This is a genomic window from Pseudoalteromonas sp. TB64 (assembly GCF_000498095.1).
In the GTDB taxonomy this organism is placed as follows: domain Bacteria; phylum Pseudomonadota; class Gammaproteobacteria; order Enterobacterales; family Alteromonadaceae; genus Pseudoalteromonas.
The window spans coordinates 1-14,610 of sequence record NZ_AUTQ01000243.1 but is presented as its reverse complement, the minus strand read 5'-3'; the positions used below and the strand labels follow the sequence as shown (position 1 = coordinate 14,610).

Here is a 14,610-nt window from a genome sequence, read left to right as displayed (position 1 = left end):
CCGCCTGCTTTAACCGAACCAATTACTTGTTCGCCTAATACAGTGTCGCCTTCGCCATGAATGATATCACCCATAATACCGTCTTCTTGAGCTACTACTTCAAGAACAACTTTATCTGTTTCAATATCTACCAAGTTTTGGTCACGAGTTACCGCGTCACCTGGTTGTACATGCCATGTAGCAATTGTTGCGTCTGCAACTGATTCTGGAAGTACAGGTACTTTAATATCCACTTCTTTACCTTCTGATGCTGGTGCTGATGGCGCCGCTGGCGCGTCTTCTGATTTAGCTGGTGCTGATTCTTTTGTAGATGAACCTTCACTTGCTGGCGCTGCATCAGCATCACCAAGTAAACCCATAACTTGATCGCCAAGTACGGTTGCACCCTCCTCTTGTGATATTTCTGTGATTACACCGTCATGCTGTGCAACAACTTCTAAAACCACTTTATCTGTTTCAATGTCTACTAAGTTTTGATCGCGAGTTACTTTGTCGCCAACACTTACATGCCATGTAGCAACGGTAGCATCTGCAACCGACTCAGGAAGAACAGGAACTTTAATTTCTGTGCTCATTGCTTATCCTTTATTTTCTATAGTAAGCGCGTCGGCAACGAGCGCTTGTTGTTCTTTAGTATGTACTGACATGTAACCACACGCTGGTGATGCAGACGCTTTACGACCTGCATATTTTAACTTAGCACCTTGTGGAATTGCATCAATAAAGTGATGTTGTGAACAGTACCATGCACCTTGGTTTTGTGGTTCTTCTTGACACCATACAAAATCAGTTACGTGTTGATATTGTTTCATAATCGTTTGCATTTCATCGTGTGGGAACGGATATAATTGTTCTACACGTACAATCGCAACATTATCTAGCTCAAGTTTACGACGCTCTTGTAGTAGTTCGTAATAAACTTTACCGCTACAAAATACAACGCGCTCTACTTTTTCAGGGTTAATATCATCGATTTCGTCGATCATATTATGAAAAACACCTTCAGAAAGTTCTTCAAGTGACGAAGTTGCAAGCGGATGACGAAGTAACGACTTAGGTGTCATAACAATCAGTGGACGACGAAGCGGTCTAACTGATTGACGACGAAGCATTGCATATACTTGAGCTGGTGTTGAAGGTACACATACTTGCATATTGTGATCAGCACATAGTTGTAAAAAACGCTCTAAACGAGCTGAACTATGTTCAGGACCTTGACCTTCATAGCCATGTGGTAGCAATATTGTAAGACCGCATAAACGACCCCACTTTTGCTCACCTGAGCTTAAGAATTGGTCAAATACAACTTGTGCACCATTGGCGAAGTCACCAAATTGCGCTTCCCATATTACGAGAGACTTAGGTTCAGCGGTAGCATAACCATATTCGAACGCAACTACAGCTTCCTCTGATAGAACAGAATCAAAGACTTCAAATGTGCCTTGATCTTCACTTAAATGCTGTAAAGGAGTGTAAGTCGTACCATTTGATTGACCATGGACAACAGCATGACGATGAAAGAATGTTCCTCGACCTGTGTCTTGTCCTGTTAAACGAATGTCAGTACCTTCAGACGCAATTGTTGCATAGGCTAAAGTTTCAGCCATACCCCAATCAAGTGGTTTTTCACCTGCAGCCATTAGCTTACGATCGTCATAAATCTTTTTAACGCGAGATTGAGCTTTATGCTGTTCTGGGTAAGAAGCTACTTTTTCGCCAAGGGCTTTAAGCTCCTCTACAGATACGCTAGCATCGTAATCAACATCCCATTCATGACCAATATATTTGGCCCATTCAGAAGAATGTGAAGTTACTGGCTGTATTTCTGAAACAACACAGTTACCTTCATCTAATGCATCACGGTACTCATCAGCAAGCGCTTTAACGTCTTGTTCAGAAAAAGAGCCTTCAGCAATAAGTTGATCTGCATAAATTAAACGCGGCACTGGGTGCTTTTTAATTTTTTGGTACATAATCGGCTGTGTTGCATTTGGCTCATCAGCTTCATTATGACCATGGCGACGGTAACACACTAAATCGATAACTACGTCGCGTTTAAACTGGTTTCTGAAATCAAGGGCAAGTTGAGTAACAAATGCAACTGCTTCAGGATCGTCAGAATTAACATGGAATATTGGGGCCTGAACCATTTTTGCGATGTCAGTACAATATGGCGTTGAACGAACGTCATCTTGCTTGGAGGTTGTAAAGCCTACTTGGTTATTGACAACAATACGAATACTACCACCACAACTAAACGCGTTAGTTTGTGACATGTTAAACGTTTCTTGTACAACACCTTGACCAGCAATTGCAGAATCACCATGAATGGTGATAGGTAGCGCTTTAATGCCTGATTTATCACCTAAACGGTCGAGACGACCACGCACTGACCCCATTACAACAGGGTTTACGATTTCTAGATGAGATGGGTTAAAGGCAAGCGCCATATGTACATTGCCACCTTTAGTAGCAAAGTCAGACGAATAACCCATGTGATATTTAACATCACCAGAACTTAGCGTTTCTTTGTGTATACCAGCAAACTCATCAAACAACTCTGATGGGTTTTTACCAAGTACATTTACAAGAACGTTTAGACGACCACGGTGAGCCATACCAATAACAGCTTCTTGTTGGCCGCTTTCACCTGCTCGGTGAATAAGCTCTTTAAGCATAGGAACTAACGCATCGCCACCTTCAAGTGAAAAGCGCTTAGCACCAGGGAACTTAGACCCTAAATATTTTTCTAGACCATCCGCTGCAGTAAGACCTTTTAAGATACGAAGCTTTTCATCTTTTGAGAATTTAGGCCTAGACTGCACAGATTCTAAACGCTGTTGTAACCAACGCTTTTCTTCTGTCGATGTGATGTGCATATACTCAGCGCCAATAGAACCACAATATGTAGTTTTTAGTGCTTGGTATAATTCACCTAAAGGCATAGTATCGCGCCCTACGGCAAACGATCCTACGTTAAATTCGCGGTCAAAATCACTTGCTGATAAGTCGTGGTACTCTAGCTCTAAATCTCGTACACGCTCTCGTTGCCAAATACCTAATGGATCTAGGTTTGCATTTTGGTGTCCTCGAAAGCGGAAAGCATTAATAAGTTGTAGTACTTTAACCTGTTTAAGGTCACCGCCACTACCCTCTGCTACCACTACTTCTCTATGCTTGTTTTTAGCAAGCTGTGCAAACTGCGCTCGAACTTCTGAATGTTTTACTTCAACATCCACACCATCAACTTTAGGTAATTGTTCGAACACTTCTCGCCATTCATCTGGCACAGAAGTCGCATCGTCTAAATACGCTTCATAAAGCTCTTCTACATAAGCAACGTTGCCGCCGTTTAAATGTGAAGATTCTAGCCATGCCTTCATCACACCTTCGTGCATTTATAAGCCCTTTTTTTAGCGCAGAAATTAATAGTTATCATAACAAGATGGCTAATAAATAATAAGTATTAGCCATCTTACGTTTACTAAGTAATTAAACAGCTCGGTTTAATAACATAGATTTGATTTGCCCAATTGCTTTGGTCGGATTAAGACCCTTAGGACAAACGCTAACACAGTTCATTATACTGTGGCAACGGAACACACTGAACGCATCGTCTAAATCCGCTAAACGTTCTTCAGTTGCTGTATCTCGGCTATCAGCCAAGAAACGGTAAGCATGAAGAAGGCCTGCTGGACCAATGAACTTGTCTGGATTCCACCAGAACGAAGGACACGATGTTGAACAACATGCACACAAAATACACTCATATAACCCATCTAATTTATTACGTTCTTCGATAGTTTGAAGACGTTCGCCTGCTGCTGGCTGATCATTAATTAAATAAGGTTTAACTTTTTCGTACTGAGTGTAGAACTGACTCATGTCTATAACAAGGTCACGAACCACTGGTAAGCCTGGTAATGGACGAACTACAATTTTACCTTTGCCATTTTTTTGTAGCGTAGATAAAGGAGTAATACATGCAAGACCATTTTTACCATTCATGTTAACACCATCAGATCCACACACACCTTCACGGCATGAACGACGGAAAGATAATGTTGGATCTTGTTCTTTTAAAAGAATAAGTGCATCCAATACCATCATGTCGTGACCTTCCTCTGTTTGCAAGGTGTATTCTTGCATACGAGGTGCGTTGTCAACATCTGGATTATAACGATAAACTGAAAATTGTACTTGTGCCATCGTCTATCTCCTAGTAAACACGTGCTTTAGGTGGGAAAGCTTCACGCGTTTTAGGCGCATAGTTTACATCACGCTTGCTCATTTCATCCGTTAAAGGATTAAATACTGAGTGACATAACCAGTTTTCGTCATCACGATCTGGGTAATCAAAGCGAGAATGTGCACCACGGCTTTCTGTACGGAAGTTTGCAGCTACTGCAGTTGAGTAAGCTGTTTCCATTAAGTTATCTAGTTCAAGACATTCGATTCGCTGCGTATTAAAGTCTGATGATTTATCATCAAGACGTGCATGCTGCAGACGTTCACGAATTTCTTTAAGCTCTTGAAGACCCGATGCCATTGAATCACCTTCACGGAATACCGAGAAGTTAAGTTGCATACACTGTTGTAGGTCTTTTTTGATTTGAACTGGATCTTCACCTTGGCCAGCCGNGAGAGGCTTCTAAGTCTGACTCTGAAGCAGCCTTAGATATTTCAACATCTTTAAGGTATTTACCTAAGAAGTTACCAGCAGCACGACCAAATACCACTAAATCTAGTAATGAGTTACCACCTAAGCGGTTTGCACCATGTACTGATACACATGCAATCTCACCTACAGCAAATAAGCCTTGAACTACTGTTTCTTTGCCTTGAGCATCGATTTGTAGAGCTTGACCATTTACGTTAGTAGGAACACCACCCATCATATAATGACAAGTTGGAATTACTGGAATTGGTTCTTTAGCAGGATCAACGTGAGCAAACGTTTTAGCTAGATCACATACACCTGGAAGACGTAAGTTAAGCGTTTCTTCACCTAAATGGTCAAGTTTCAGCTTAAGGTGAGGACCCCAAGGACCATCACAACCACGACCTTCACGGATTTCAGTCATCATTGAACGTGCTACAACATCGCGAGACGCTAAGTCTTTTGCATTTGGAGCATAACGTTCCATGAAGCGCTCGCCATCTTTATTTAAAAGATAACCGCCTTCACCACGACAACCTTCAGTTACTAGCGTACCAGCACCTGCGATACCCGTAGGATGAAACTGCCACATTTCCATGTCTTGCATAGAAATACCAGCACGTGTTGCCATACCAACACCGTCACCAGTATTAATGTGAGCATTCGTTGTTGATGCAAATATACGACCAGCACCACCAGTAGCAAGCACTACAGCTTTAGATTTGAAGTAAGTAATTTCACCTGTTTCAATCTCAATTGCAGTACACCCTACTACATCACCATTATCGTTTTTAACTAAATCAAGTGCATACCATTCAGAGAATACATTTGTTTTATTTTTTACGTTTTGTTGATAAAGAAGGTGTAATAACGCATGACCAGTACGGTCAGCTGCGGCTGNTGTTCACCACCAAAGTTCTTCGATTGACCACCGAAAGGACGTTGGTAAACACGACCATTTTCAAAACGAGAAAATGGTAAACCCATGTTTTCTAATTCAGTAATAGCTTCTGGGCCTGTTTGACACATGTATTCAATAGCGTCTTGGTCACCGATAAAATCGGAGCCCTTAACGGTATCGTACATATGCCATTCCCAGTTGTCTTCGTGTGAATTACCAAGCGCTACTGTAATACCACCCTGTGCAGATACAGTGTGTGAGCGTGTTGGGAATACTTTAGATATTAATGCACACGTTTTGCCAGATTCAGTAATTGCTAGAGCGGCGCGCATACCAGCACCACCTGCGCCAATTACTACGGCGTCAAATTCACGAACAGAATATTTCACTTAAACACCCCATAATACAATTAGACCAATAGCTACGTAAGCAACGGCCATTAGGTTTAATACAAAACCTAAAACGGCACGTAACTTCGAACACTTAACATAGTCTGTAAGAACTTGCCAAAGGCCAATGCGGGTATGAACCATAATGCAAACCAGGGTAATTAATGTAAACCCTTTCATTGCTAGGTTAGAGAAGAGGCCTGTCCAGGCTTCGAAAGTGACTTCTGGCGTCGCTAAAAAATAGCCGATAATAAAAATCGCATATGCGCTAATTATTAATGCCGTGGTACGTAAAGATACGAAATCTTGTACACCATCACGTTTAAGAGTTGCTTGATTTAAAACCATATCCACACCCCTGCCAATACGGCAAACACAACACCAAGAGCCATTGAAACTTTAGCGCTGAGGTTACCTGATTCAAGTTCTTCCCAATGTCCCATATCCATAATCATATGACGGATGCCACCAATAAGGTGATAACCTAATACAGAAACAGTGCCCCAAGCTATAAATTTGGCAATGAATCCGTTAAACAGACCCTTGACGAATTCAAAACTTTCAGCTGAAGAGAGAGACTCAGACCAAGCCCAAATGACAAACGTTAAAGCAAAAAATAATGCAACACCGGTGACGCGGTGAAATATTGACGCTTTAGCCGTTGCCGGCATAGATATAGTTGTTAGATCTAGATTTACAGGTCTTTGCTTTTTCACAGTTACTTGCCCATCTTGCTCACAGTGGAGCTCATCTACTTGCTTTTCTAAAAACCCACCAAATATTACTGATGGAACTATCAAAGTAAACGAATAGAAACAGTTAAAGTTCACAATAAATGTAAAATTAAACTGTAAAACTATGTTTACCCAAATACAATACGGTTTAAAACCAACGTTAGTATATATACCCACAAGGCTTTTTACAATTCTTGTTTATTTAGAGACGTTTGCGAATTAGCCAATGGTATAATATTTAATTCACACAGAATATTTATTATACATATGTGCATAATGTTTATAAAAATTGACTTTACACCCCTCTTTCACGTTAAAATGCGGAGATGTGCTTAAAACAGATTTCAGAACTTTAAAAATCTAAAAATCAGAATAGATATCTTAATAGGAGATACATAACGATGGCAGATAAAAAAGCCACAGTCCAAATTGATGGACTAGATCCAATCGAACTTCCAATTTATCAAGGCACAGCTGGCCAAGATGTAATCGACGTACGTACGTTAGGTTCACATGGTCACTTTACTTATGACCCAGGTTTCATGTCGACTGGTTCTTGTGAATCTGCAATCACCTACATTGATGGTGGTAAAGGTATCCTACTTCACCGTGGTTACCCAATTGAACAATTAGCTGATGGCTCAGATTACATTGAGTTGTGTTACTTACTATTAAATGGTGAGTTACCAACTAAAGAGCAATACACTGATTTTTCATTACAAATTACTCATAGCACAATGCTTGATGAGAAAATTGCAAACTTTTTCCAAGGCTTCCGCTTTGACGCTCACCCAATGGCAATGCTATGTGGTGTAGTTGGTGCTTTATCATCTTTTTATCATGAAGATCTTGATATTACTGATGCAAATCAACGTAAAACAAGTGCAGTTAAGTTAGTAGCTAAATTACCTACTATTGCAGCAATGGCGTATAAAACGAACGTTGGTCAACCATTTGTTTACCCACGTAACGATTTAGGTTATGCAGAAAACTTCTTACATATGATGTTCTCTGTACCAGCTGAAGAATATAAAGTTAATCCAGTAACAGCTAAAGCAATGGATAAAATATTCATGCTTCATGCTGATCACGAACAAAATGCATCTACGTCTACAGTACGTCTTGCTGGTTCATCTGGTGCTAATCCTTATGCATGTATTGCGGCTGGTATTGCATCTCTTTGGGGCCCGGCACATGGCGGCGCTAACGAAGCATGTTTGAACATGTTAGAAGAAATTGGTTCTGTTGATCGCATTGATGAATACGTTGCAAAAGCAAAAGATAAAGCGGACCCTTTCCGTCTTATGGGCTTTGGTCATCGTGTTTACAAAAACTTCGATCCTCGTGCAACAGTAATGCGTCAAACGTGTCACGAAGTACTTGCTGAACTTAATATTCAAGATCCATTGCTTGATATTGCAATGAAACTTGAAAAAATCGCACTTGAAGACCCATACTTTGTAGAGAAGAAACTTTACCCTAACGTAGATTTCTACTCAGGTATTATCTTAAAAGCGATTGGTATTCCAACTAGCATGTTCACTGTAATTTTTGCAATGGCGCGTACTGTTGGTTGGATCACTCACTGGGATGAGATGCTTTCTCAACCTGGTCATAAGATCAGCCGCCCTCGTCAGCTTTATACTGGTTACACTGCACGTGACTACGTATCAACTGATAAGCGTTAATAATACGCTTTAGTATTATTTGAATACTTTAAAAGGTCGCATTTGCGGCCTTTTTTATTATTAGATACTTGAGAATAATCTTAAAGTGGCTACAATTCTCCCCCTAAAATGACAACGTTGATTAACTAATGCCTGCTCTAGAGTTTGATATAAATAAAATCCGAAGTGACTTCCCTACCTTAAATCAAACTGTAAACAATCAACCACTTGTTTATTTAGATTCGGGTGCTACAACGCAAAAACCTCAATGCGTTATCGATACTACCGTTGATTTTTACACGACTAAAAATGCAAATGTACATCGCGGTCGTCATTTCTTGAGTGAAAATGCAACCCTATTATATGAGGACGTTCGAACCCAGACAGCTGACTACTTTGGGGTGCAAAGTAAGGAAATTGTTTGGACAAAAGGCGCAACAGAATCAATTAACCTTATAGCTAACGGTATAAAAAATCAGATTAAAACTGGCGATACAATAATAATTACGCCTGTAGAGCACCACGCTAACATTGTTCCATGGCAAGTATTGGCACAACAAGCTGGAGCTAAGCTCGCCATAATGCCTTTAAATGAGGACGGTACTTTTAATATTACTCGGTGCTGTGAGTTTATTGAAAAAAATAAACCTAAGCTAATCGCTATTACTCATGCATCTAATGCACTTGGGAATATTACTGATTTAAGCCCTTTAATTACATGTGCCAAAGCAACCGGGTCATTGGTTTTAATTGATGGAGCCCAAAGTTCTATGCATTTAAGACCAAATTTAAAAGCACTTAATTGTGACTTTTATGTTTTCTCTGCTCACAAAATGTTAGGTCCAACAGGATTAGGCGGCTTGTATGGTCGTTATGAGCTTTTAAATAGCTTAACTCCCTATCAGACTGGTGGAGAGATGATTCAAACCGTTACAATGACACACAGCACTTATCGTGATGCCCCAGCTAAATTCGAATCTGGTACTCCAAATATAGCCGGCGTATTAGGCTTTGGTGCTGCACTTAATTATTTAACACAGTTAAATTACGATGAAATCATCAAGCATGAACAAAATATATTTAAATATGCAGCTGAAAAACTTAAAAAAATTGATGGAATAACAGTATATAGTGACTTAAATAACAACATCGGCACCCTATGTTTTAATTATAAAGATGAACATCCCTACGATTTGGCAACTTTGCTTGACGGTTACGGGGTGGCAATAAGAGCTGGTCATCATTGTACGCAGCCTTTAATGGCTCATTTAGGGTTAAATGGTACCCTTAGGGCTAGCTTTGCATTCTATAATAATTGTGATGATGTCGATAAATTCATCAATGCATTGCGTGAATGTATCGCGCTTTTAGACTAAATTTGGATAACTAATGACAAATACGTTTAACCAGGTAACTGATTCAATAAAAAATGCTTCTACATGGCAGCAAAAATATCGTGAAATAATGCTATTAGGTAAAACGTTACCCTTACTACCTGATGAATTAAAAATAGATGACGCTCTTGTGCCTGGGTGTGAAAGTAAAGTGTGGATGTTTGTGGAATTTGACTTAACTGAAAATGCGCTAGTCGTTATAGGTGATTCAGATACACGTATTGTAAAAGGTTTATTAGCGTTAATATTAGCCCTTTATAACGGTTTAACTCCTGAGCAAGTAATAAAAGTTGACGCTTATGAAGAATTTGAAAAGTTGGGGCTAATTAGCCACCTAAGCCCTTCTAGAGGGAATGGTGTAAAAGCCATAGTCGAAAAAATTAAAATCATGGCTCAACAAAAAACACTTTAATATAATCAATTAATAAAAAATCCACATCAATTCACTATTTTTTAGCACTAGCCCTAGAAAAATAGTGAATTAAAAAATAATTATTATTTAAGCTTGGTTATTTAAAGCTATACGTTGTTTTTTATCTAAATATTTACGCACTGCTTTAGCCGCTACAAAAAAACCAAAGCTACCAGTGATCATTGTTACCGATCCAAAGCCATTATTACAGTCCATGTTCATAGTACCGTCTGCACTTTGCTTGGCATGACACACACTGCCATCACTTCCTGGGTAAACCAGTTGCTCGGTTGAGTATACGCAATCGATGTTAAATTTACGCTTTGGGTTACTGCTAAAATTATATTGTTTACGAAGAATATAACGTACTTTAGCTAATAACGGGTCTTGAGTGGTTTTGGCTACATCTCCAAACGTTATTTGGCTAGGATCTGTTTGTCCGCCAGCACCACCTGTTGTAATTATTGGTAGTTTGTTACGTTTACAGTGAGCAATTAATGCTGCTTTTTCTTTAACTGCATCAATACAATCTATTACATAATCAAAGCCTTGAATATGCTCTTGGATATTTTCAAGTGTAATAAAATCATCTATTACACTAATTTGGCAATCTGGATTTATAAGCTCACACCTCGCTTTCATTGCATCCACTTTCGCTTGACCAATAGTGCCAGTTAGCGCATGAATTTGCCTGTTTACGTTAGTGGCGCAAATATCATCCAAATCAATAAGTGTCATTTTACCTACACCAGTGCGGGCAAGTGCCTCAGCAGTCCAGCTTCCTACACCACCAATACCTACAACACAAAAATGTGCATTTTGAAGCCATTCAAACTGTTGATGACCATATAAACGTTTAATACCACCAAAACGTATATCTGTAACTTTTTCGCTCATTTACCAGTCCAGTTGCCATGGCGATAGCCATGCTTGAAAATCTTGATGTTTAATTAATGCCAAATATTCATCGCCGCTATCGGGCAATAAAGTAAATTGCAGTTGTTCACCCTGCCATAAAAAGCGCAATGCATATGCATGTAAATAGGTACGATTTGATGGCGTACCTGCATACATTGCATCACCTAAAATAGCTGAGCCAATACTTTTTAATGCCACTCTTAGTTGATGTGTTTTACCAGAGTAAGGTTTTAAAATATAACCTCTAAATCCTGGTTTATAGCTCAAAGAGTAAAATCGAGTAATTGCAGGGTTAAGCTTAGTTGTTAGTAACTTAAATGAACCGCGACGAGATTTAGCCATATCGCCTTTTATCCAGCCTTGCTTTTTTTTCGGCTTTGCATCGCTAATCGCTAAATAAAATTTATTAATTGCATGCTCAGTAAAAAGCGTTGTAAAAGTAGCGGCTGCTACTTTATTTCGGGCTAAGATAATAAGACCAGATGTTACTTTATCTAAACGATGAACCGCATAAAGCTTTTGTGATAATTGCTGCTCAGCTAAAACAACAAAACCAGGACCATCTTCAGAATGAAAATTAAGACCTGCAGGCTTTTCTAAAATATAAAAATCATTATGCGTATAAACGATTTTTAAGTGCTTGGTTTGTGTATTAATCACTTATTTTTACTTTGAATATGCGCAATAACCTTTGCTAAATCTTCAAGTGTATCTACACCAGCATGCGGAGTTATTTTTGCTTGCTCTATTTTAATACTATAACCATGATAAATTACCCGTAGTTGCTCTAATGACTCAAGTAACTCAAGTGGCGATACACTCAATTCAATATACTGTTTAATAAAGCCTGCCCTGTATGCATAAATACCTACATGACGTTGAAATGAAGCTAAATCAAGTTCACTGTTCTCATTCATCATTGCATTTCTATTGAAAGGAATACTAGCGCGTGAGAAGTAAAGTGCATTTTTATTTATATCACTAACAACTTTAACCGCGTTTGGATTAAAGACTTCATTTTGCTCTTCAATAGCAACACTTAAAGTTGCCATTGGAGCTGTTGAATCATTTAAAAGATTTGCAACTTGCGATACGTTTTCTGGCGCAAGCAATGGCTCATCACCCTGAACATTAACAACAATTGTACTGCTATCAAGATTTAATAAGTCAACAACTTCAGCCAAACGTTCAGTACCAGATTGATGATCATCACGTGTCATTAAAACATCATTCGTAAATAAGCTCACAGCATCAAAAACATTTTGATGATCAGTTGCAATAACAACTTTACTGGCTCCTGATAAACATGCTTTTTCATAAACGTGCTGAATCATCGGTTTACCACAAATATCAGCAAGTGGCTTACCTGGCAAACGAGTTGATGCAAAACGTGCAGGAATTATAACTACGAATTCCACTTTTCAACCTCTTCTAAGGATAGCTCGCGTGCTTCATTTTCAAGTAATACAGGAATATCATCTTGTACAGGGTAGGCCAGTTTAGCAGCAGTGCTAATTAGCTCGTTATTTTCTTTATCAAAACGTAATTTACCCTTGCCTACTGGGCAAGCTATTATTTCGAGTAACTTTGTATCAAAGGCCATTTAGGATCCCTTTTTCTTTTAATAATGAATTTAATTTGTTAATTACAGCATCAGTAGGTTGAGCATCAACAGGTAAATAATACCAATTAGATTTTGCGAAACCTTTACATTTTACTGCATCTTTTTCAGTCATTAGCACATTATCATCACCAAATTGAATAAAGTCGTCGGCTGTATATGCATAATGATCTCTAAAATGATGAGTCGATAATAGCGTAATCCCTTGTGCTTCTAATGAGTTTTCAAAACGCTTAGGATTACCAATCGCACTTACAGAGTGAGCCCTAGTAATTGAATTTACTAATGGTAATGAATCACTCACGGCTTTTAATGGGCTTACTTGTAATGTGTAGTGGCTAGTGCTGTTTCCACCATTTTCAATAATTAAATCAACACTTTTTAAGCGCTTTGCAGTCTCACGTAGTGGTCCTGCAGGCATTAAAAACCCGTTACCAAATCGACGTTCACTATCAACAATACAACACTCAATACTACGTGCCATTTTATAATGCTGCATACCATCGTCTGAAATAATAACGTCTAGTTTGTATTCACGCTCTAACAATTCAATATTGTGTTGTCTATTTGGACCAACAGCAATTGGGCATTTTAAACGATGATATAAAAGAACAGGTTCATCTCCGGCTTCAATAGCATCAACTTGCTCTGTTACTAATAAAGGGTAATGGTTAGCTCGCCCCCCATAACCTCTACTAATAATACCGACTGATAAGCCTTGCTGAGTTAAATATTTATAAAGCCATAGTACAAATGGCGTTTTCCCATTGCCACCAACACTAATGTTACCAACAACTATAATGGGGGTTTTACTTATAAATTGTTTTAGTATTCCAACGGCGTAAAAATATTTACGCAGTACAGATATAAGCCAAAATAAAGCTGATAAAGGCAAAAGTAGTAAAGTAATAATACTAAATGGCTTATACCAACTTTGCTCTATTCTACTCACGCCTGGTCGCCAAATTGCATTTTACATAAAGCAGAATAAGTACCTTCTTTTGCAAGTAGAGCATTATGATCGCCACTTTCTATAACACGCCCGTTATCTATAACATAAATTCGGTCACTGTTTTCAATAGTAGATAAACGATGCGCTATAACAATTGACGTTTTATTTTTCATTAAAGTTTCAAGTGCTTGCTGAATAAGCTTTTCAGATTCTGTATCGAGTGCTGATGTTGCTTCATCTAAAATTAAAATGGGTGCATCTTTGAGTATTGCACGTGCAATAGCAATACGCTGGCGTTGTCCACCCGAAAGCATCACCCCATTTTCGCCTACCATGGTATTTAATTTATCAGGAAGGTCTTTAACAAACTCCCAAACATGGGCTTGCTTAGCAACTTGTTCTAGCTTTTGAGGGCTTACATCACCTTTTATACCGTAACAAATATTGTTAGCAATAGTATCGTTAAATAAAACAACTTGTTGAGAAACTAATGCAAACTGGCGGCGTAAATCAGCTAATTTATAATCGTGCAAAGCAATACCATCAAGTAAAATTTCACTCGGTAACTCTAAGTCATAGTAACGAGGTAATAAATTAGAAATTGTTGACTTACCAGAACCAGAGCGACCCACTAATGCAATACTTTCACCTGCTTTTATCGAAAGTGATAAATCATTTAATACAGGTTCGTTTTTAGTTGGATATTTAAAGGTAACATTTTTTATTTCAATAATACCTTTAACTTTATCAACCGCGACTGTGCCGGTATCTTTTTCAACATTTTCATCCAGTATTAAAAATATGCTTTGAGATGCAGAAATGCCACGTTGCATATCGCTATTAACATTAGCAAGTTGTTTTAGTGGACGCAGCAACATCATCATTGATGATATCAAAACCACAAAATCACCAGAGCTTATCGTATCAATCATGGAAGGCATTGATACCACCCATAAAATAAC

14 protein-coding genes and 1 pseudogene are annotated in these 14,610 nt (G+C 38.7%); 3 read left to right on the top strand and 12 right to left on the bottom strand.

Annotated features, from left to right (window positions below; all coding sequences use genetic code 11):
• The 6 genes and pseudogenes from L647_RS0120240 to sdhC all read right to left on the bottom strand — a co-directional run.
• A partial coding sequence (locus L647_RS0120240; RefSeq protein WP_024612636.1) for a biotin/lipoyl-containing protein occupies positions 1-575 on the bottom strand: 575 nt, incomplete at its 3' end.
• 3 nt (positions 576-578) lie between these two features.
• Complete coding sequence (sucA, locus tag L647_RS0120235) at positions 579-3,398, bottom strand: 2-oxoglutarate dehydrogenase E1 component (RefSeq protein WP_024612635.1); 2,820 nt, start codon at positions 3,396-3,398, stop codon at positions 579-581.
• A 94-nt stretch (positions 3,399-3,492) separates the two neighbouring features.
• On the bottom strand, positions 3,493-4,209 hold the full coding sequence (locus L647_RS0120230; protein WP_024612634.1) for a succinate dehydrogenase iron-sulfur subunit: 717 nt from the start codon (positions 4,207-4,209) through the stop codon (positions 3,493-3,495).
• A gap of 10 nt (positions 4,210-4,219) precedes the next feature.
• Positions 4,220-5,950, bottom strand: a pseudogene (gene sdhA / locus L647_RS01000000124710) (succinate dehydrogenase flavoprotein subunit).
• Positions 5,951-6,298, bottom strand: coding sequence for a succinate dehydrogenase, hydrophobic membrane anchor protein (gene sdhD, locus L647_RS0120220; protein WP_024612633.1), 348 nt, complete (start codon positions 6,296-6,298; stop codon positions 5,951-5,953).
• The gene (gene sdhC / locus L647_RS0120215; protein WP_076914908.1) at positions 6,289-6,666 is read right to left on the bottom strand and encodes a succinate dehydrogenase, cytochrome b556 subunit; all 378 of its coding nucleotides are present in this window, start codon (positions 6,664-6,666) and stop codon (positions 6,289-6,291) included. Before sdhC ends, sdhD begins: the two co-directional genes overlap by 10 nt.
• A 419-nt stretch (positions 6,667-7,085) precedes the next feature.
• Between sdhC and L647_RS0120210 the strand changes: the two genes are divergently transcribed.
• The 3 genes from L647_RS0120210 (at position 7,086) to L647_RS0120200 (ending at position 10,157) form a co-directional block, all read left to right on the top strand.
• Complete coding sequence (locus L647_RS0120210) at positions 7,086-8,372, top strand: citrate synthase (RefSeq protein ID WP_024612632.1); 1,287 nt, start codon at positions 7,086-7,088, stop codon at positions 8,370-8,372.
• Between the two features lie 128 nt (positions 8,373-8,500).
• Positions 8,501-9,727 (top strand): SufS family cysteine desulfurase, encoded by a 1,227-nt coding sequence (locus tag L647_RS0120205; protein WP_024612631.1) that lies wholly within the window; start codon positions 8,501-8,503, stop codon positions 9,725-9,727.
• 13 nt (positions 9,728-9,740) lie between these two features.
• Positions 9,741-10,157 carry a SufE family protein gene (locus L647_RS0120200; protein ID WP_024612630.1) on the top strand — a complete coding sequence of 139 codons (417 nt, stop codon included), beginning with the start codon at positions 9,741-9,743 and terminating at the stop codon, positions 10,155-10,157.
• Positions 10,158-10,244: 87 nt separating this feature from the next.
• Here the strand turns inward: L647_RS0120200 and tcdA are convergent, their stop codons facing one another.
• The 6 genes from tcdA to L647_RS0120170 form a co-directional block, all read right to left on the bottom strand.
• Complete coding sequence (gene tcdA, locus L647_RS0120195) at positions 10,245-11,054, bottom strand: tRNA cyclic N6-threonylcarbamoyladenosine(37) synthase TcdA (RefSeq protein ID WP_024612629.1); 810 nt, start codon at positions 11,052-11,054, stop codon at positions 10,245-10,247.
• A complete protein-coding gene (locus L647_RS0120190) occupies positions 11,055-11,735 on the bottom strand; it encodes a TIGR01621 family pseudouridine synthase (RefSeq protein WP_024612628.1) in 681 nt (226 codons plus the stop codon).
• Positions 11,732-12,493 (bottom strand): 3-deoxy-manno-octulosonate cytidylyltransferase, encoded by a 762-nt coding sequence (kdsB, locus tag L647_RS0120185; protein WP_024612627.1) that lies wholly within the window; start codon positions 12,491-12,493, stop codon positions 11,732-11,734. Before kdsB ends, L647_RS0120190 begins: the two co-directional genes overlap by 4 nt.
• A complete protein-coding gene (locus tag L647_RS0120180) occupies positions 12,481-12,678 on the bottom strand; it encodes a Trm112 family protein (protein WP_024612626.1) in 198 nt (65 codons plus the stop codon). Before L647_RS0120180 ends, kdsB begins: the two co-directional genes overlap by 13 nt.
• Positions 12,668-13,648, bottom strand: a complete 981-nt coding sequence (gene lpxK, locus L647_RS0120175; RefSeq protein WP_024612625.1) for a tetraacyldisaccharide 4'-kinase — start codon at positions 13,646-13,648, stop codon at positions 12,668-12,670. The genes L647_RS0120180 and lpxK overlap by 11 nt, the downstream gene beginning before the upstream one ends.
• Positions 13,645-14,610 (bottom strand): ATP-binding cassette domain-containing protein (locus L647_RS0120170; protein WP_024612624.1); only part of this gene is annotated, 966 nt, incomplete at its 5' end. The genes lpxK and L647_RS0120170, both read right to left, overlap by 4 nt.

Bases quoted from the DNA above. Each gene is read 5' to 3' on its own strand.
- sdhD (WP_024612633.1), bottom strand. From the start codon at position 6,298: ATGGTTTTAAATCAAGCAACTCTTAAACGTGATGGTGTACAAGATTTC.
- L647_RS0120200 (WP_024612630.1), top strand. From the start codon at position 9,741: ATGACAAATACGTTTAACCAGGTAACTGATTCAATAAAAAATGCTTCT.
- L647_RS0120205 (WP_024612631.1), top strand. From the start codon at position 8,501: ATGCCTGCTCTAGAGTTTGATATAAATAAAATCCGAAGTGACTTCCCT.
- L647_RS0120180 (WP_024612626.1), bottom strand. From the start codon at position 12,678: ATGGCCTTTGATACAAAGTTACTCGAAATAATAGCTTGCCCAGTAGGC.
- tcdA (WP_024612629.1), bottom strand. From the start codon at position 11,054: ATGAGCGAAAAAGTTACAGATATACGTTTTGGTGGTATTAAACGTTTA.
- sucA (WP_024612635.1), bottom strand. From the start codon at position 3,398: ATGCACGAAGGTGTGATGAAGGCATGGCTAGAATCTTCACATTTAAAC.
- L647_RS0120210 (WP_024612632.1), top strand. From the start codon at position 7,086: ATGGCAGATAAAAAAGCCACAGTCCAAATTGATGGACTAGATCCAATC.
- L647_RS0120230 (WP_024612634.1), bottom strand. From the start codon at position 4,209: ATGGCACAAGTACAATTTTCAGTTTATCGTTATAATCCAGATGTTGAC.